This is a genomic window from Labrenzia sp. 5N (genome assembly GCF_012395805.1).
Classification (GTDB): Bacteria; Pseudomonadota; Alphaproteobacteria; order Rhizobiales; family Stappiaceae; genus Roseibium; species Roseibium algicola.
In genome coordinates this window covers 1-17,657 of sequence record NZ_JAAZTM010000019.1, presented here as the reverse complement: position 1 = coordinate 17,657, position 17,657 = coordinate 1, and the positions used below count along the sequence as shown (strand labels likewise).

The following is a 17,657-nucleotide window of genomic DNA, read 5'->3' as shown; positions in this document are numbered from 1 at the left end:
TAGGCGGGGTTATTCTGCGGCGTCCGCAGTTTCTTCCTCGCCGATCACGGGGACATCGGTTCGTTGCAGTTCAACGTTGAGACCCAGGGACCGCATTTCCTTCACAAGCACGTTGAAGCTTTCCGGAATGCCTGCCTCGAAGGTGTCGTCGCCACGAACGATGGCCTCATAGACCTTCGTACGGCCGGCGACGTCATCCGACTTGACGGTGAGCATTTCCTGCAGCGTGTAGGCTGCACCGTAAGCTTCAAGCGCCCAGACCTCCATTTCCCCGAAGCGCTGGCCACCGAACTGTGCCTTACCACCGAGCGGCTGCTGGGTGACGAGCGAGTACGGGCCAATGGAACGGGCATGGATCTTGTCGTCGACAAGGTGGTGGAGCTTCAGCATGTAGATGTAGCCCACGGTAACCTTGCGGTCGAACTCTTCACCGGTCCGGCCATCGTACAGAACGGACTGGCCGCTCGGGTCGTAGCCGGCAATGTTGAGCGCCTCGACGACATCGGGTTCACGAGCACCGTCGAAGACCGGCGTCGCGATGCTGACGCCCTTCTTCAGCTGCTCCGCCAGGCGTACGATACCTTCGTCATCGTATTCCTTGACGTTGTCGCCCTTCATGTTGTCGCCGTAGATCTCGACAATCTTGCCGCGCAATTCGCCGATCTCGCCTGACTTCCTGTACTCGTCGTACATTTCGCCGATCCGGTTACCCATGCCGCGGCAGGCCCAACCCAGGTGGGTTTCAAGGATCTGACCGACGTTCATGCGCGACGGAACGCCGAGCGGGTTCAGCACGATGTCGACATGCGTGCCGTCTTCAAGGAACGGCATGTCTTCGCACGGGTTGATCTTGGAGACCACACCCTTGTTGCCGTGACGGCCGGCCATCTTGTCGCCCGGCTGAAGCTTGCGCTTCACGGCAACGAAGACCTTGACCATCTTCATGACGCCCGGCGGCAGTTCGTCACCGCGCTGCAGTTTCTCGACCTTGTCGATGAAACGCTGCTCGAGACGCTTGCGGCTGTCGTCATACTGACCACGCAGAGCTTCGATTTCGGACATGAACTTCTCGTCGTCGGTGGCAAACTGCCACCACTGCGAGCGCGGGAAGTCGTTGAGAACGTCCCCGGTCAGTACGGTGTCCTTCTTGGAGCCCTTCGGGCCGGCAATGGCGGTCTTGTCCATCAGCATCTCGGCCAGACGGCCATAGACGTTGCGGTCGAGGATCGCCTGTTCGTCGTCGCGGTCCTTTGCGAGACGCTCGATTTCCTCGCGCTCGATCGCCATCGCGCGTTCGTCTTTTTCAACGCCATGGCGGTTGAAGACGCGCACTTCGACAACGGTACCGGAAACCCCCGGCGGCAGGCGCAGGGAAGTATCGCGAACGTCGGACGCCTTTTCACCGAAGATGGCGCGCAGAAGCTTTTCTTCCGGCGTCATCGGGCTTTCGCCCTTCGGAGTGATCTTGCCGACCAGGATATCGCCCGGGTTCAGCTCGGCACCGATGTAGACGATACCGGCTTCGTCGAGGTTCTTCAGCGCTTCTTCCGAAACGTTCGGAATGTCGCGGGTGATTTCTTCCGGCCCAAGCTTGGTATCACGCGCCATCACTTCGAATTCCTCGAGGTGGATGGAGGTGAACACGTCATCGGAGACGATGCGTTCGGACAGGAGGATGGAATCCTCGAAGTTGTAGCCGTTCCAGGGCATGAACGCGACGAGCACGTTCCGGCCGAGCGCAAGATCACCGAGATCGGTCGACGGACCGTCGGCAATGATGTCGCCCTTGTGGATCCGGTCACCGACACGAACCAGCGGACGCTGGTTGATGCAAGTGTTCTGGTTGGATCGCTGGAACTTCTGCAGCCGGTAGATATCGACGCCGGACTTGCCCGGATCGAGGTCTTCGGTCGCACGGATAACGATACGGGTCGCATCCACCTGGTCGACAACGCCAGCACGGCGGGCACCGATGGCAGCACCGGAATCGCGTGCCACGATCGGCTCCATGCCTGTACCGACGAACGGTGCTTCGGCACGAACCAGCGGAACGGCCTGACGCTGCATGTTCGAGCCCATCAGTGCGCGGTTGGCGTCATCGTTCTCAAGGAACGGAATGAGCGCGGCCGCGACGGACACGAGCTGTTTCGGCGAAACGTCCATGAGGTCGACCTTGTCGGACGGAACCATCATGTTTTCACCGGCATGACGGCAGGTGATCAGCTCTTCGGTGAACCGGCCCTCGTCGTCGTAGACGGCGTTGGACTGGGCCACGTAGTGCTTGGCTTCTTCCATGGCGGAAAGATAAACGACTTCGTTGGTAACGGCGCCGTCTTTCACTTTCCGGTACGGGCTTTCGATGAAGCCGTACTTGTTCACACGGGCAAAGGTCGCCAGCGAGTTGATCAGACCGATGTTCGGGCCTTCCGGCGTTTCAATCGGGCAGATACGGCCGTAGTGCGTCGGGTGAACGTCGCGGACTTCGAAGCCTGCGCGTTCGCGGGTAAGACCGCCCGGGCCAAGTGCCGACAGGCGGCGCTTGTGGGTGACTTCCGACAGCGGGTTGGTCTGGTCCATGAACTGCGACAGCTGCGAAGAACCGAAGAATTCACGAACGGCGGCAGCAGCCGGCTTCGCGTTGATCAGGTCCTGAGGCATGACCGTGTCGATTTCGACAGAGCTCATGCGTTCCTTGATCGCGCGTTCCATGCGCAGCAGACCGACGCGGTACTGATTTTCCATCAGCTCGCCGACTGAACGAACACGGCGGTTGCCGAGGTTGTCGATGTCGTCGATTTCGCCCTTGCCATCGCGCAGTTCAAGAAGAACCCGAATGACTTCCAGGATGTCGTCCTTGCGCAGCGTGCGAACGGTGTCGGCACACTCCACGTCGAGACGCATGTTCATCTTCACGCGGCCAACGGCGGACAGGTCATAGCGCTCTTCGTCGAAGAACAGCGACTGGAACATCGCCTCGGCAGTGTCGATGGTGGGCGGCTCGCCCGGACGCATCACGCGGTAGATGTCAAACAGAGCATCTTCGCGAGACTCGTTCTTGTCGACCGACAGGGTGTTGCGGATGTACGGACCGGTGTTGACATGATCGATGTCGAGCATCGGCAGCTCGTGGTAACCACGATCGACCAGTTCTTCCAGCAGCTTGCCGGAAATCTCGTCGCCTGCTTCAGCGTAGATTTCACCGCTCTTCATGTCGACGATGTCTTCAGCCAGGTACTGGCCATGAAGGTCTTCGTCGGTCACTTTCAAGGCGGTGACGCCTTTTTCCTCAAGCTGCTTGATGGTGCGCTGAGTGATCTTCCGGCCACCCTCGATCACCACTTCGCCGCTGTCAGCGTCGATCAGGTCGTAGGACGCCTTGGTGCCCTTCAGACGGTTGCCGTCAAACGGCATGCGCCAGGAGCCGTCCTTCTGACGGGTGTAATCGATACGCTTGTAGAACGTGTTGAGGATTTCCTCACCATCGAGGCCAAGCGCCATCAGCAGGGACGTAACCGGGATCTTGCGGCGACGGTCGATGCGCGCATGCACGATGTCCTTGGCGTCGAATTCGATATCGAGCCAGGAACCGCGATACGGGATCACGCGTGCTGCGAACAGCAACTTGCCGGAAGAATGGGTCTTGCCCTTGTCATGGTCGAAGAACACACCCGGAGAACGGTGCATCTGGGAAACGATGACGCGCTCGGTGCCGTTGACGATGAAAGTGCCGTTGTCGGTCATGAACGGCATGTCGCCCATGTAGACATCTTGTTCCTTGATGTCTTTCACGGACTTCGCGCCGGTGTCTTCATCGACATCGAACACGATCAGGCGCAGGGTAACCTTCAGCGGAGCCGCAAAGGTCATGTCGCGCTGGCGGCACTCATCGACGTCGTATTTGGGAGCTTCAAATTCGAAGGAAACAAATTCCAGAAGGGAAGTGCCCGCAAAATCGGAGATCGGAAATACGGACTGGAAGACCGCTTCAAGGCCTTCATTCTTGCGGCCACCGCCCGGCATCTCGTCGACCTGCAGAAACTGGTCGTAGGATGCTTTTTGAACCTCGATGAGATTAGGCATAGCCGCGACATCGCGGATCGATCCGAAATATTTACGGACCTTTTTGCGACCGTTGAACGTTTGGGTCATTGTCGCTCCTCGTATCGGCCGGGTAACGGCTTCCCGAAACGCCCCTTTTCCAATCGGGCGAGCGCCCGGGCGCTTCGGAAAACCGTCCCCCCTGGATCAACCTGCTTCAGGTGCCCTCACCTGAAACCAGACAAGTTGACCGGTCTTAGGGGCCTAGAACATCTTCATCTGCCGTCTTGCGAAAGCAGGATGCCCTAGTGGTACGTTTGCCCCGGAAACGGGACAATCCCGCCGGGGCTAGGTACGGTCCCGGTTGCCCGGGACCGTTCAAAAGGCCGGTAGGCCCTTATTATTTCAGCTCGACAGATGCGCCAGCTTCTTCGAGCTTCTTCTTCAGCTCTTCTGCTTCGTCTTTGCCAACGCCTTCCTTGACCGGCTTCGGAGCGCCTTCGACGAGCTCCTTAGCTTCTTTCAGGCCAAGACCGGTGATTGCGCGGACTTCCTTGATGACGTTGATTTTCTTGTCGCCGGCAGAAGCCAGGATAACGTCAAATTCGGTCTTTTCTTCAGCAGCAGCTGCATCGCCGCCACCAGCAGCAACAGCAGCAACTGCGACCGGAGCAGCAGCAGAAACGCCCCACTTTTCTTCCAGAAGCTTGCTGAGTTCAGCAGCTTCCATAACGGTCAGTGCGGACAGTTCTTCAACGAGCTTTTCAAGATCAGCCATTTTTCAGTACCTTAAGTTCGAACCAGTTTTGGTTACGTGAGACAGTGTGTTTTGGACGCCTTATGCGGCCTCGTCCTTCTTGGCGTAAGCGCCGAAGACGCGGGCAAGCTGCCCGGCCGGAGCGTTGACAACCTGTGCAATCCGGGAAGCCGGGGTCTGGATCATGCCAACCAGTTTCGCACGCAGCTCATCGAGCGACGGCATGGTTGCCAGAGACTTGACCCCATCCGGGTTCAGGTTGGTCGAGCCAAGAGCACCACCAAGGATCGCAAACTTTTCGTTTGCCTTGGCGAAATCGACGGCTGCTTTCGGAGCGGCTACCGGATCGTCGGAATGGACGATAACGGTCGGGCCCTGAAACAGGTCGGAGATGTGCTCAAGGTCGGTGCCTTGAAGGGCGAGTTTGACAAGGCGGTTTTTTGCGACTTTTACAGTGCCGCCGGCTTCGCGCACGGATGCCCGCAGTGCGGTCATCTGAGCTACCGAAAGGCCTGCATAGTGCGCGACGACGACAACACCGGTGTTACCCAGCTCGGCGTTGAGGGCCGACACGAACTCGTGCTTTTCCGCTCTTTCCACTTGCCTTCTCCATTTGGCGGCTGTGACGCCGCCGGTTTACCTTGCCGCCTGGCAGATGGTCCCGAACCCGGTAACCGCCTGTCCTGGCGACGCTCAGGGTCCTGTCCCCTCACCTTCGCGCCAGAAGCGCTCGGCAAGGTCTGGTTCGAACCAGGTTTTCCACCGGATCGGTGGGAAATTCGGTTCTCACCCATCTATGCAGGCCTTGTTCGGCTTAAGCCGGTTTCCCGGCACCTGCAGTCTCGGACAGGGCAACCCGGCAGCAAGCCGCCGGGTCTATTCGGCCTTTCAGCCGAAATCTCGTATCAATCCGGAAAGACCGGATTATTCGCCAGCAACGGTGGCGAGATCGACCTTTACGCCCGGGCCCATCGTGGAGGACACGGCGATGCGCTTCAGGTAGGTGCCTTTTGCGCCAGTCGGCTTGGCTTTCTGAACGGCGTCCAGCAGAGCCTTGACGTTCTGGGTGATCGCTTCTTCAGAGAAGGACACCTTGCCAACGCCGGCGTGAACGATACCGGCCTTTTCAACGCGGAACTGAACAGCGCCGCCCTTGGCGTCGTTGACGGCGGACTTGACGTCCGGGGTCACGGTGCCAACCTTCGGGTTCGGCATCAGGCCGCGCGGGCCGAGAACCTTACCGAGACGACCGACGAGCGGCATCATGTCCGGAGTTGCAATGCAGCGATCGAAGTCGATCTTGCCGCCCTGAACTTCCTGAACCAGCTCTTCTGCACCGACGATGTCGGCGCCAGCAGCCTTGGCTTCTTCGGCCTTGTCGCCGCGAGCGAACACAGCAACGCGAACGGTCTTGCCGGTGCCGTTCGGCAGGATGCACACGCCACGGACCATCTGGTCTGCGTGACGCGGATCAACGCCGAGATTGATCGCAACTTCAACGGTTTCGTCGAACTTGGTCTTGGAACGGTCCTTCACGAGGCCGATGGCTTCGTTCAGGGAATACAGCTTGTTGCGGTCGATACCTTCACGAGCTGCCTGGATGCGCTTTCCAACCTTCGCCATGATCTTACTCCGTTACCTCGAGGCCCATGGAGCGGGCGGAGCCTTCGACCATCAGCATAGCTGCGTCGATGTCGTTGGCGTTCAGGTCCTTCATCTTGGCTTCGGCGATTTCCTTCACCTGCGCCTTGGTCACAGAACCAACCGTGCCACGGCCCGGGGTCTGGGAGCCCTTCTGCAGCTTGGCAGCTTTCTTCAGGAAGAAGCTGACCGGAGCCGTCTTCACTTCGAACGTGAAGGACTTGTCGGAGTAGTAGGTGATCACGGTCGGGCACGGTGCGCCCTTTTCAGCATCCTGCGTAGCGGCGTTGAAGGCCTTGCAGAATTCCATGATGTTCAGACCACGCTGACCGAGCGCCGGACCAATGGGCGGCGACGGAGTAGCGGAACCTGCCGGCACCTGAAGCTTCAGGAAACCTTCGATTTTTTTCGCCATGTTTCTCTCCAGTCATTAACAGCTGAATGGCTCTTCAGCTGATTGGGAGTTGGTGGTTCGGCCCTGTTGGAACCCGGCGAAGAGTTCCGGAACCTTCCACCCTTTCATCCCGGATGCCTCATCCTTGCAGACACTGCGACCGGGCTCTCAAGCCACCCCTCGAGGCGGCATACGATCAGAGCTTGTCGACCTGACCGAATTCCAGTTCCACCGGCGTTGCACGGCCGAAGATGGACACGGCCACCTTCAGACGCGCACGCTCGTCGTCCACTTCCTCGACAAGGCCGGAGAAGGACGCGAACGGACCGTCGGAAACACGCACCTGCTCGCCAACCTCGAAAGTCACGGACGGCTTCGGCCGGTCCACGCCTTCCTGCACCTGGTTGATGATGCGCATTGCTTCTTTTTCCGGGATCGGCATCGGCTTCTGATCCGCGCCCAGGAACCCGGTTACCTTCGGAGTATCCTTGATGAGGTGGAAAGCCTCGTTGGTCATTTCCATCTTCACCAGGACGTAGCCCGGGAAGAACTTGCGCTCTGCATCGACCTTGCGGCCACGGCGCACTTCAACGACCTTTTCCATCGGAACGAGAATCTCCTCGAACAGGTCGGACAGACCCTTCTGCTCGGCCTTTTCGCGGATGGACTCGGCGACCTTCTTCTCGAAATTGGAGTAGGCGTGCACAATGTACCAGCGCTTGGCCATGGATCTCAGTTCCGTTTCTTGTTCTTTGTCTTCAAACCGGACAGTCGCCCGGGCGGCTGACTGAAATTAGCCGCCGACACCCAGAAGATAGCCGATCCCGAAGCCCATCAACTGATCTGCCACGAGAAAAAAGATCGCCGCGATCACAACCATGATGAAAACCATGACAGTGGTCACTGCTGTTTCTTTGCGCGTCGGCCAAGTTACCTTGGACGTTTCCGCGCGTACTTCCTGGATGAATTTAAAGGGATTGGTCTTCGCCATTCCGATTCCGGTCTGTTAAATACGAGTGGGCGCGCGAAAAACTTCGCGCGCCTCACTCGAGGAAACTCTTTAAGCCCTCGAGGCAGATTAATCAAGAGCAAATTGGCAGGGGCAGCAGGGTTCGAACCCGCGACCTACGGTTTTGGAGACCGTCGCTCTACCAGCTGAGCTATACCCCTTCAGAAGTCCGCCTGGGCGAACTTGCTCCTGATACCCTCTGAAGCCGCACATCGCAAGACTTAAGAGGCGGGACTGCCGGGCACAAGGCCCGGCAGCCCGAAATCATCTTATTCGATGATGGATGCGACGACGCCAGCGCCGACGGTACGGCCACCTTCGCGGATAGCGAAGCGCAGGCCTTCTTCCATGGCGATCGGCACGATCAGCTCAACCTCGACGGAGACGTTGTCGCCCGGCATCACCATTTCCGTGCCTTCCGGCAGGGACACCACACCGGTCACGTCCGTCGTACGGAAGTAGAACTGCGGGCGGTAGTTGGTGAAGAACGGGGTGTGACGACCACCTTCTTCCTTGGTGAGGATGTAAGCCTCGGCCTTGAACTTCGTGTGCGGGGTAACAGTACCCGGCTTGCAAAGAACCTGGCCACGCTCAACGTCTTCACGTGCGATACCGCGGATCAGCGCGCCGATGTTGTCGCCTGCTTCGCCGCTGTCCAGCAGCTTGCGGAACATTTCAACGCCGGTGACCGTGGTCTTCTGCGTGTCCTTGATGCCGACGATTTCGACTTCTTCGCCAACCTTCACGATGCCGCGCTCAACACGACCGGTCACAACCGTACCACGGCCGGAGATCGAGAAGACGTCTTCGATCGGCATCAGGAACGGAAGGTCCTTCGGACGCTCCGGGGTCGGGATGTACGCGTCGACCTGAGCCATCAGCTCACGGATCGCATCGCGGCCGATGGCCGGATCGCGGTTTTCAACGGCTGCCAGTGCAGAACCCTTGACGATCGGAATGTCGTCGCCCGGGAATTCGTAGGAAGACAGCAGTTCGCGGATTTCCATTTCGACGAGCTCGAGAAGCTCTTCGTCGTCGACCTGGTCAACCTTGTTCATGAACACGACCAGAGCCGGAACACCAACCTGGCGAGCCAGGAGGATGTGTTCGCGGGTCTGCGGCATCGGGCCGTCAGCGGCAGAACAGACCAGGATCGCGCCGTCCATCTGCGCTGCACCGGTGATCATGTTCTTGACGTAGTCGGCGTGACCAGGGCAGTCGACGTGTGCGTAGTGACGGTTTTCCGTCTCGTACTCAACGTGTGCCGTGGAGATGGTGATGCCGCGAGCCTTTTCTTCAGGCGCGCCGTCGATTTCGTCGTAAGCTTTTGCAGTCGCACCGCCGGTTTCAGCCAGCGTCATGGTGATTGCTGCGGTCAGCGTCGTCTTGCCGTGGTCAACGTGGCCAATCGTGCCAATGTTAACGTGCGGCTTGTTGCGCTCAAATTTTTCCTTCGCCATCGGCGTCGCTCTCTGTCCAATACTCGGTTCGGTCGAATTAGGTCGAGGCGGGACGCGTTCCGGCGCCTTGGACAGATCCGCGAGCGACGAATTGCTTCCCGTTGAACTTCTTGTCAGGATTTCCGGGCGAAAGAGCCTTCCGTTCCGGACACTCCGATCAGCACCCATGATGGAGCGGGTGAAGGGAATCGAACCCTCGTCGTCAGCTTGGAAGGCTGCTGCTCTACCATTGAGCTACACCCGCACAACGAGAGAACCAGGAACGATGGTGGAGGAGGTTGGATTCGAACCAACGTAGGCATAGCCAACGGATTTACAGTCCGTCCCCTTTAGCCACTCGGGCACTCCTCCATCTCGTCCTGCTTCACGCCGAAGCGATCAGGATGGCTTACCGAAGAGCCCGCCCGGAAGGGGCGAGCAATCCCGTGGCGCGTGTTATGCAGATAGGGCCCCGCCCTGTCAACGTCGATTTTGCAAAGAATTGAACAAAATCAGCAGGACGCTCGAAACAGACGCTTCGAACGTGAGCTATTGCCAAGGCCGACGGCACCACCAGATTGCCGCAGCACAGCTGTGATGTCACGGTTCCCCTGCGTTTTGCTGAAAATCCGGCATCACGCGACCCCAGCCTGTGGACAACTTTCATCAACGAGCCCGTTCCTTTGACGAGGCCATTTGTGCCAATGCCTGCACCTGCTGCTCTTTTGAAAAACCAGTCGGACACAACTGCACCCTTGTGCAGATTCTTTGGTTGTTGTATCTACAACAAATGCCATCTTCTCTCAAAGATATCGATTTCCAGCACATGGGCCGAACCTGCCTCGGTCACGCTGCCCGGCGCACCGCCAATCTTCTGACCCGTCATTATAATAGGCACATGGCAGTTCTTGGCCTTGAACTGACCCAGGCCCAGCTTTTGGCTGCCATAGCCGACGGGTCTGCAAGTTCGGCGGCAGAGATCGCCCGTTTTCTCGGCATCGACCGATCCACGCTGGCCCGAAACCTCAAGCCTTTGGAAGTTGCCGGTCTTGTAACCCGGCAAGATGGCAAAGGCCGAAAGGTTCTTCCAGTGCTGACACAACTGGGCGAGGCAAAGGTGATTGAGATCCACCGCACCTGGCTCAAGGCGCAAGAAGAGGTCAGCGCATTGCTTGGCCCGGACGGCGCTGATGCCGTTCGCACCCAGATGTCCACGTTGCGCAAGGCGGTTCACATTCTGGAAAGCCAGGAAAAACCTGCCGCAGACACTGCCTCCCAATCAGACCCCGACGAGACCACCCTTTCAGGACACCAATCATGAGCGATCCCCAGACCCTGACCGAAAACGGCAAGACCCACACCCTTGGCGCGCTTCCAAAGGCAGCCTTTGCCACCATGACCGGGCTTGATATCTTCGAGCGCATGATGGCAGGTGATCTGCCTGCCCCGCCGATCATGGTACATTCCAATATCAGGATGAAGGAATTCTCCGAAGGCCGGGCCGTCTTCACCGGCCAGCCAGCGCGCGAGTTCCTGAACCCGCTCGGTACGGTACATGGTGGCTGGATTTCGACGCTGATCGACACGGCGCTGAGCTGCGCGGTACACACCACGCTGCAGCCCGGCGAATTCTACACCACCACATCGCTCAACGTGAACATGGTTCGCCCGCTGCTTGAAACCAGCGGCGAAGTGGTTTGCGAGGGTCGGATCGTCCACCGCGGCTCCCGCCTGGCGACCTCCGAAGGCGATCTGCGGGACGCGAACGGCAAACTGATCGCCCATGGCACCGTCAGCTGCATGATCCTGAAGCCCTCTTGAGGCAATGGATATGAAACAGTCGCACTGTCTTTCCCTCTTTTCCTGACGTGGAAATCCCGGTAGAGCTGCGCCATGAGTGACGACAAGAAACCTTCGCGCCCTGCCGGCAAGCCGGGCTTTCGTGGCAACAAGAAGTTCGGTGGCAAACCTGCGCCGCGCCGTCCGGGCCTCCCCCCGGAAGGCCCGGTGCTTCTCTATGGCCTCCACACCGTTGAAGCAGCCTTTGCCAACAAGGATCGCAAGCGGCTGAAGCTGTTCGCAACGGACAATGCCGTTCGCCGCCTCGAAGAACGTGGCGTGAAGATCGATGTTCCTGTCGAATCCATGATGCCCCGCGCGCTGGACCGGATGGTGACGAAGGATGCTGTCCATCAGGGCATGATCCTGGAAGCCGATCCCCTGCCCGCTTATGGCGCCGAGCATCTGAAAGGTGCGCGGCTCGTCCTCGCACTTGACCAGGTCACGGATCCGCACAATGTCGGCGCAATCCTGCGCTCGGCTGTCGCGCTCGATGCCGATGCGGTGGTAACAACCGAACGCCATGCGCCGGAAGAAGGCTCCGTTCTGGCGAAATCCGCTTCCGGTGCACTCGACATGATCAAACATGTCCGGGTGAAAAACATGGCCCGCTTCATTGCCGAGATGAAGGACGAAGGCTTTTCCTGCATTGCCCTCGACAGCGATGGCCCGGCAAGTCTTGAAGAGACACCGTTCAGCGACAGGACAGTTCTGGTGCTGGGCTCGGAGGGAAAAGGCGTGCGTCAGGGTGTGCGCGAAGCCTGCGGCCTGACGGCCCGCCTCGACATGCCGGGCGAGATTCGCTCGCTCAATGTTTCAAATGCCGCTGTACTGTCACTCTATGTGGCGCGGATGAAAATGGGGCTGTAAGACCCCTCTCCTTTCACCATCCGTTTCAAAGCGCCTCTCCGCGCGCTGCAGTCCCGGAGCCGGCGGCAGTTCTGTTCGCCCGCGTCGCCTCCGACCGGGTCAGGCAAGGCGCCAATAGCAGACTGATACCGATCATTGGTGCCAGCACCATGAGCGCCGCCCGAATACCGAAGGCATCGGCGAGCGGCCCGATGGTGAGCGGCCCGACCAGAAAGCCAAGCAGGGCCACAAAGGAAAGCACGGCGACATTGGAAGCTGCACTTCCTCCTGGCGCTGCGGATGCCGCGGTCACTCCAAGGGGAAACGCGAGCGCTGCTCCCGATCCCAGAACTCCCAGACCGAGAAGTGCAATGGGCGCGTTCGGTGCAAGCCATATCAGGCTCAGACCAATCAGTCCGATGAGCGCAAGCACCTGCCCCAGGCGTCCTGGCGCCGCAACCTGGCGCAAGCGGTCTCCCATGAGCCGGGTCGAAGCCAGACACAGCGAAAAGATCGAGATGCCCAGCCCGGCGAGGCCTGGATTGGCGGCAAAGGCATCCCGGAGATAGACCGCAGCCCAATCCGCAACGGCCCCTTCCACCAAGGTCGTTCCAAAAGTGAAAAAACAGACGCCAAGCAAAACCGGATGTGGCAACCGGAAACCGCGCTGCTCGGGTTTGGTCGACTGCCCTTCGGGAGGCAAAGGCAACCGCAGGATTACAGGCAGCACCAGGGCCTGAACCAGGATCGCGATCGCGATACCGGCCACAAGGGGCGACAGGGCAAAACCCGCCACAGCCGAGCCAATCAGCGTTCCAGACAGAAGTCCGAAGCTCCAGCAGCCATGGGCTCTGCTCATGATCTTGTGATGGGTGCGCGTCTCATAATCGTCAGCCAGAACGTTGAGCCCGAGTTCCAGGATGGACATCGATCCGCCGACAAGCGCGAGCGCGGCCATCAAAAGCCACTGGGTTGTCGCCATGAAGGGCAACAGCATGGCGAGAAGAAAGACCGGATAAAAGACCAGCGTGATCCGCTTGGCACCGATCCAGCCTGCAATGCGCCCCGCGATCATCAAGGTTGTCAAAGTACCGACCGGCGCCCCGACAAGCGCAATCGCCAACTCGCTGTTGGTCAGTCCAAGCGTGGTCTGGACGCCTGGAATATGCGGCAGCCAAGCCCCGAGTGCGATCGGCTGCAGATAGAAAATGAGGCAGATGCGCTGCGCTTCAGTCATTTAAATCGATCCAATTGGCGCACATGATTTCGGGCAGAACCACATGTGTCACGGCAGATTTTCCACTGAGGGTGAAACGGAAGTGATGACAGGACCGAACAGTGTTTGGTCTATCCAGCCTGCCTTCCGGTAAAACCAGAGGAGCCCGCGCAGAAAGCGACAGGCTGATATTCAGAGTGCGCATTTATGGGTGCAAAACCCGGTTCATGCAAGCTGCCGCCCCCTCTTCGCAGAGCCCCTTCAGCGCTTGCGAACGCTGGATTGGCGGATGCCGCAGTTTGGACGTCGCCAAGCGTCCACCTTGATCAGGGGCACATCGGCTATGCGGATCAGTGCTTGATGTGCTGCGCGAGCTTATTATGCCAAGGCAAGGAAATGATTCCGTTCCAGGGAACTGGCAAGATGGCCGCGCGGTGCCCCTCTGACCGAGAAATATGCCTCTTGATTGCGCCTACGCCACAACTGCTTCCCTAAATTTGCAGGAATGACATTGGAATCGAGACGTCGCGATACTGAATTTCTGGGTCGCAGAAACTCTGCACACGCGAAACTATCCACAGCGGCTACCCAATTTTCGAAATTATCAGAGAGGTTTAGCTGGTTTTCCGGAATCAGAATCGAAAAATGCAAATCAGGGCATGGACAAGTGCGCCCAATCTGGTAGAAGCCATCCCCGGCGCCGGTATAGCTCAGCTGGTAGAGCACGTGATTTGTAATCTCGGGGTCGCGGGTTCGAATCCTGCTGCCGGCACCATTTTTCTCAATAACTTAGCCTGTGGATAATTTTCCACCTGCATCACTGGCGTCCTAATGGCGTCCAAGCGTACCGAGACGCATTCGCGCCGGTAAATAACTCCCCCTGCCCCGCTCGTTACACCGATCTGCGACCGATGCTTAATTTCTCGCAGCGTTGCAATTTCAGAATGACCTGTTGGGGGCCGACTGCGGACTGGCGGCTTCATGGCGATGAATTCAAATAGGGGGACATCCCTCTTTGCCATGGTTCGGTCCTCCCGAAAATCTACACCTAGGGAGCGGTCCATTGGACTGCCCCCTTCCCGGTAGACAAACCCCACCTCATGAGGTGGGTTTGGTTAGGTGTGGCTGGTGTCTTGCTTTTGTCGCTTGGTGACATTCACGCCTTTGCGAGCATCAGTTTTGTGTCAACCGGCGACGAATTCTGGAAAGGGGTGAGTTTTCGAGGCCCTCAGCCACTGATCAATAAGGCACAACTAAAGAGAGCGACTAACCTTTGCTCCACCCAACTCCGAGTGCTATTGTAAGTTGAATCAAATATATTAAAGCGCTTCGGCGAGAAAAATATTGCGTTAGAGACATGCATATCGAGCAGATTAAAATTGAAAATTTCCGATTGCTGCAGGATTGCTGCATTGATTTGCGAGAAAAAACCACTTTGCTCGTAGGCAAAAACAATACTGGAAAGACATCGTTCGCAGTATTGCTGGAAAAATTTCTCGAAAGACCGGACACGTTTTCATTCACAGACTTCCCGCTTAGCCTGCGCGAAGCTATTTTCAAGATAGACGCCGAGACGAACGTCGAAGAACTCGCAATAAGGATGGTCCTTCGCATTGCCTATACCGAGAGAGATGATCTGGGAATTCTTTCCGAGTTTATGCTGGACCTCGATCCAGACAGGCGACACGCGAACATTCTTTTCGAATGCACCATTGAAAAGAAAAAGCTTCTTCGCGTTCTCCCGGCAGACGAAACAGAGCGCAAGAAGTTCATCGAAAACAACCTTTCCGGAAAATTCCTCGACGTGAAAGTCTATGCATTTGACGATGACGGACATGAGGGTGAACAAGCGTACTATTTGTCTCACCGCAATCAGCTTGAGGAGAAGGAGCGCACCAGCCTTCGCGCCCTCTTAAATTTCCAAGTCATCCACGCCCGTCGGAACGTTGCAAGCTCAGAAGATGCCGGGCGTGGTTCAAAGCCGCTTTCTGCCATATCGACCAAATTCTTCCGTAAGCGAGATATTGAAGCAGATGCAGACGATGAGGCTGAAGAGGACGCCAGCGCAGATAAGCCTGAAGCTGGGAGCATAGAAAAGCTTAGATCGATTTTGGCTGATATCGACACGCAGCTAGGCAAGCAGTATGAGGAGGTTTTCGGCAGCTTTCTAAAGAATTCACGCGATTTTCTAGACCTCGGCGACTTGAAAGTGGTCTCCAATATCCAGTCGCAGTCTCTTATCGAGAGTTCATCGCAGGTCATCTACGGCGACACAGACAACTTTCTTCCGGAGCACTATAGCGGCCTTGGCTATCTGAATATCCTGTATCTGCTCCTGCAAATCGAGCTTTGCCGCGACGACTTCGCAAGGCGTAATGCGCCGTTGAACCTTTTGTTGATTGAGGAACCCGAGGCTCATACGCACCCGCAGATGCAATATGTGTTTGCGGACAAAATCCATGGCCTCGTATCAGCCATACCCAGCTTACAGGCTCTCGTAAGCACGCACTCCTCACATATCGTATCCAAATCCGATTTTGAGGACATTCGCTATTTATCAAGATCGCCCGTCACAGGGCCGGTCTCTATCAAGAACTTTCACACTGATCTCAGCAAGGAATACGATAAGCTTGGGGCAGATGGAAAAGCATTATTCAAGTTCTTGAAGCAATATCTTACGATTAACTCAGCAGAGCTGTTTTTCGCGAACAAGGCAATTTTTATCGAAGGTACAACCGAACGCATCCTCCTTCCATTGTTTATTGAGAAGCACGATCAAGAGAGTGAAGAGGCTGCCGAGACAGGTGGACTGTCCTCTCAGAACATCTCGGTACTGGAGGTTGGTGCGAACGCAAGAGCGTTTGCGCCATTTCTTGAGTTCATCGGTGTCCGTACTCTTATTATTACGGATATCGATACGACCAAAGCCACACCCAATGAAAAGACTGGAAAGCTGAGCTATCCAGCCCATAAGGTTGACGGCTCCACACACACCTCGAATGAGACTCTCAAACACTTTCTTTCAGCTCCGGCGATTGACAAGGCCGATGAATACCAAGAATGGCACAAGCGTCTGCTAAGTGGCGAAGCCGCATCTAATGACGGGCAAATCAAACTTGCCTACCAAATGGAAGAGAGCGGCTATCACGCAAGAAGCTTCGAAGACGCTTTCATCGCAAAAAACTTTGAGAAAATAAAAAATAGAAAAGACGACTTGGCAGGGCTCAAGAATGTCCAAGAAATCGATGATTTTGATGGTGGCGATTATTACGCTCTCACGGAAAAAATTCTAAGTAAGAAATCTGATTTTGCGGGATCGCTGCTATATGCGGCGCTGGTTGAAAGTGAAACCTGGGAAACGCCAAAATATATAATGGATGGTCTAAAATGGATTCACAAAAATTGAGTCCGGTAGATCGAATTGCCGAACTCGTTTTCGGTGGTGAGAACTTTCTCCTTCAGGGCGGCGCGGGAAGCGGTAAAACCGAAAGTCTTAAAAGAGTCGTCCAAAAGGTGCTCTCTGTCGATCAGAAGCTCAAAATCGCATGTATAACGCATACGAATAAAGCTGCCGACGAGATCGCCGAGCGTATTTCGGCTGACATAAAGGTCTCAACCATCCACTCATTTCTGGGCGGAATAATCTCGCCATACAAGCGGAACATTCAGCATGTTTTTCCGGCCCTGTTCGAGCTTCCTGTTTTTGTTGGCTTAGGGGACGAGCACTATGGCGGAGACGAAAAGCTCAGAAAGTCCGAGGAACACGGGCGGTACAAGAAGGCTTACGAGAAATTGGAGAGCCGCCGCCAAACGGTACTAAGCGAATTAACTCCGAAGGTAACCGGGAAGCGGGATTACGATAAGGATCCGGAGACGTACATCGCACAGATGAACAAATTGATCGCTGAGTTGAACAAAGAAATCCGCACAAAACTCGCGGCTCGAAAACCTGATGAGTTCTTCTACAACGAAACGAAATTTGACAATTTCAACGAGCCATCATTCGGGCATGACGGCTTAATCGCTATTGCCTGCAGGATGTTCGATGAGTTCTCGGTGTTAGGAAAAATTGTTTCGGATCGGTATGATTGCGTCTTCATTGATGAGTATCAGGATACGAACGCGGACGTTATTCGCGTGTTACTACGCTGCCTACCCAAAGAAAAAAGAGCAATTATTGGATTGTTTGGAGATTCCGAGCAAGCAATTTACTCAGACGGCATAGGGAGCGCTCAAGAACACATCGACGCAGAGGAAGTCGTTCTTGTGGAGAAGGACGACAATTACCGTTGCTCCCCGCAAGTCATAACCTTCGCTAATCAGTTTCGCACAGATGGATTAAAGCAAGGGTAATCATCCCCGCAAACCATTGGGTTGAAAATTGGACTTCTCCGGCCTTTTATACGCTTGGAGAACGACATGAAGAAATCGAGATTTACGGAAAGCCAGATCCTGTCAATTTTGAAGCAGGGTGA

The 17,657-nt window shown here is 56.6% G+C and carries 14 protein-coding genes and 4 tRNA genes; 6 read left to right on the top strand and 12 right to left on the bottom strand.

Translation table 11 applies throughout. The annotated features are described in order from the left end of the window. Positions 1–9: 9 nt before the first annotated feature. The 11 genes from rpoB to HEP89_RS19890 form a co-directional block, all read right to left on the bottom strand. Positions 10–4,149, bottom strand: coding sequence for a DNA-directed RNA polymerase subunit beta (gene rpoB / locus HEP89_RS19940; protein ID WP_031269576.1), 4,140 nt, complete (start codon positions 4,147–4,149; stop codon positions 10–12). A 289-nt stretch (positions 4,150–4,438) separates the two neighbouring features. Beyond that, on the bottom strand, positions 4,439–4,816 hold the full coding sequence (gene rplL, locus HEP89_RS19935; protein ID WP_023001584.1) for a 50S ribosomal protein L7/L12: 378 nt from the start codon (positions 4,814–4,816) through the stop codon (positions 4,439–4,441). 60 nt (positions 4,817–4,876) lie between these two features. After that, the gene (gene rplJ, locus HEP89_RS19930; protein WP_023001583.1) at positions 4,877–5,395 is read right to left on the bottom strand and encodes a 50S ribosomal protein L10; all 519 of its coding nucleotides are present in this window, start codon (positions 5,393–5,395) and stop codon (positions 4,877–4,879) included. Positions 5,396–5,719: 324 nt separating this feature from the next. Continuing rightward, a complete protein-coding gene (rplA, locus tag HEP89_RS19925) occupies positions 5,720–6,418 on the bottom strand; it encodes a 50S ribosomal protein L1 (protein WP_055654723.1) in 699 nt (232 codons plus the stop codon). A gap of 4 nt (positions 6,419–6,422) precedes the next feature. Further along, positions 6,423–6,851 (bottom strand): 50S ribosomal protein L11, encoded by a 429-nt coding sequence (gene rplK / locus HEP89_RS19920; RefSeq protein ID WP_023001581.1) that lies wholly within the window; start codon positions 6,849–6,851, stop codon positions 6,423–6,425. Positions 6,852–7,026: 175 nt separating this feature from the next. After that, positions 7,027–7,557, bottom strand: a complete 531-nt coding sequence (gene nusG / locus HEP89_RS19915; RefSeq protein ID WP_006936469.1) for a transcription termination/antitermination protein NusG — start codon at positions 7,555–7,557, stop codon at positions 7,027–7,029. A gap of 66 nt (positions 7,558–7,623) precedes the next feature. After that, a complete protein-coding gene (secE, locus tag HEP89_RS19910; RefSeq protein WP_006936470.1) occupies positions 7,624–7,821 on the bottom strand; it encodes a preprotein translocase subunit SecE in 198 nt (65 codons plus the stop codon). 103 nt (positions 7,822–7,924) lie between these two features. Then, positions 7,925–8,000: transfer RNA gene (locus HEP89_RS19905), tRNA-Trp, on the bottom strand. Positions 8,001–8,108: 108 nt separating this feature from the next. Then, positions 8,109–9,299, bottom strand: coding sequence for an elongation factor Tu (gene tuf, locus HEP89_RS19900; RefSeq protein ID WP_006936456.1), 1,191 nt, complete (start codon positions 9,297–9,299; stop codon positions 8,109–8,111). Between the two features lie 170 nt (positions 9,300–9,469). Further along, a tRNA-Gly gene (locus HEP89_RS19895) sits at positions 9,470–9,543 on the bottom strand. Between the two features lie 22 nt (positions 9,544–9,565). Next, positions 9,566–9,650: transfer RNA gene (locus tag HEP89_RS19890), tRNA-Tyr, on the bottom strand. Between the two features lie 526 nt (positions 9,651–10,176). Here HEP89_RS19890 and HEP89_RS19885 point away from each other — a divergent pair. The 3 genes from HEP89_RS19885 to HEP89_RS19875 all read left to right on the top strand — a co-directional run bounded on the left by HEP89_RS19885 (position 10,177) and on the right by HEP89_RS19875 (position 11,987). After that, complete coding sequence (locus HEP89_RS19885; RefSeq protein WP_168692905.1) at positions 10,177–10,599, top strand: MarR family winged helix-turn-helix transcriptional regulator; 423 nt, start codon at positions 10,177–10,179, stop codon at positions 10,597–10,599. Then, the gene (locus HEP89_RS19880; protein WP_055654727.1) at positions 10,596–11,099 is read left to right on the top strand and encodes a PaaI family thioesterase; all 504 of its coding nucleotides are present in this window, start codon (positions 10,596–10,598) and stop codon (positions 11,097–11,099) included. Before HEP89_RS19885 ends, HEP89_RS19880 begins: the two co-directional genes overlap by 4 nt. 72 nt (positions 11,100–11,171) lie before the next feature. Next, a complete protein-coding gene (locus HEP89_RS19875) occupies positions 11,172–11,987 on the top strand; it encodes an RNA methyltransferase (protein WP_055654729.1) in 816 nt (271 codons plus the stop codon). Positions 11,988–12,012: 25 nt separating this feature from the next. On the opposite strand, the gene HEP89_RS19870 is transcribed toward HEP89_RS19875, so the two are convergent. Continuing rightward, positions 12,013–13,203, bottom strand: coding sequence for an MFS transporter (locus HEP89_RS19870; protein WP_168692904.1), 1,191 nt, complete (start codon positions 13,201–13,203; stop codon positions 12,013–12,015). A gap of 678 nt (positions 13,204–13,881) precedes the next feature. Here HEP89_RS19870 and HEP89_RS19865 point away from each other — a divergent pair. The 3 genes from HEP89_RS19865 to HEP89_RS19855 all read left to right on the top strand — a co-directional run bounded on the left by HEP89_RS19865 (position 13,882) and on the right by HEP89_RS19855 (position 17,535). Then, a tRNA-Thr gene (locus HEP89_RS19865) sits at positions 13,882–13,957 on the top strand. A 582-nt stretch (positions 13,958–14,539) separates the two neighbouring features. Further along, positions 14,540–16,588, top strand: a complete 2,049-nt coding sequence (locus HEP89_RS19860; protein ID WP_168692903.1) for an AAA family ATPase — start codon at positions 14,540–14,542, stop codon at positions 16,586–16,588. Beyond that, the gene (locus HEP89_RS19855; RefSeq protein WP_168692902.1) at positions 16,570–17,535 is read left to right on the top strand and encodes a UvrD-helicase domain-containing protein; all 966 of its coding nucleotides are present in this window, start codon (positions 16,570–16,572) and stop codon (positions 17,533–17,535) included. Before HEP89_RS19860 ends, HEP89_RS19855 begins: the two co-directional genes overlap by 19 nt. The last annotated feature ends 122 nt before the right edge of the window (positions 17,536–17,657 follow it).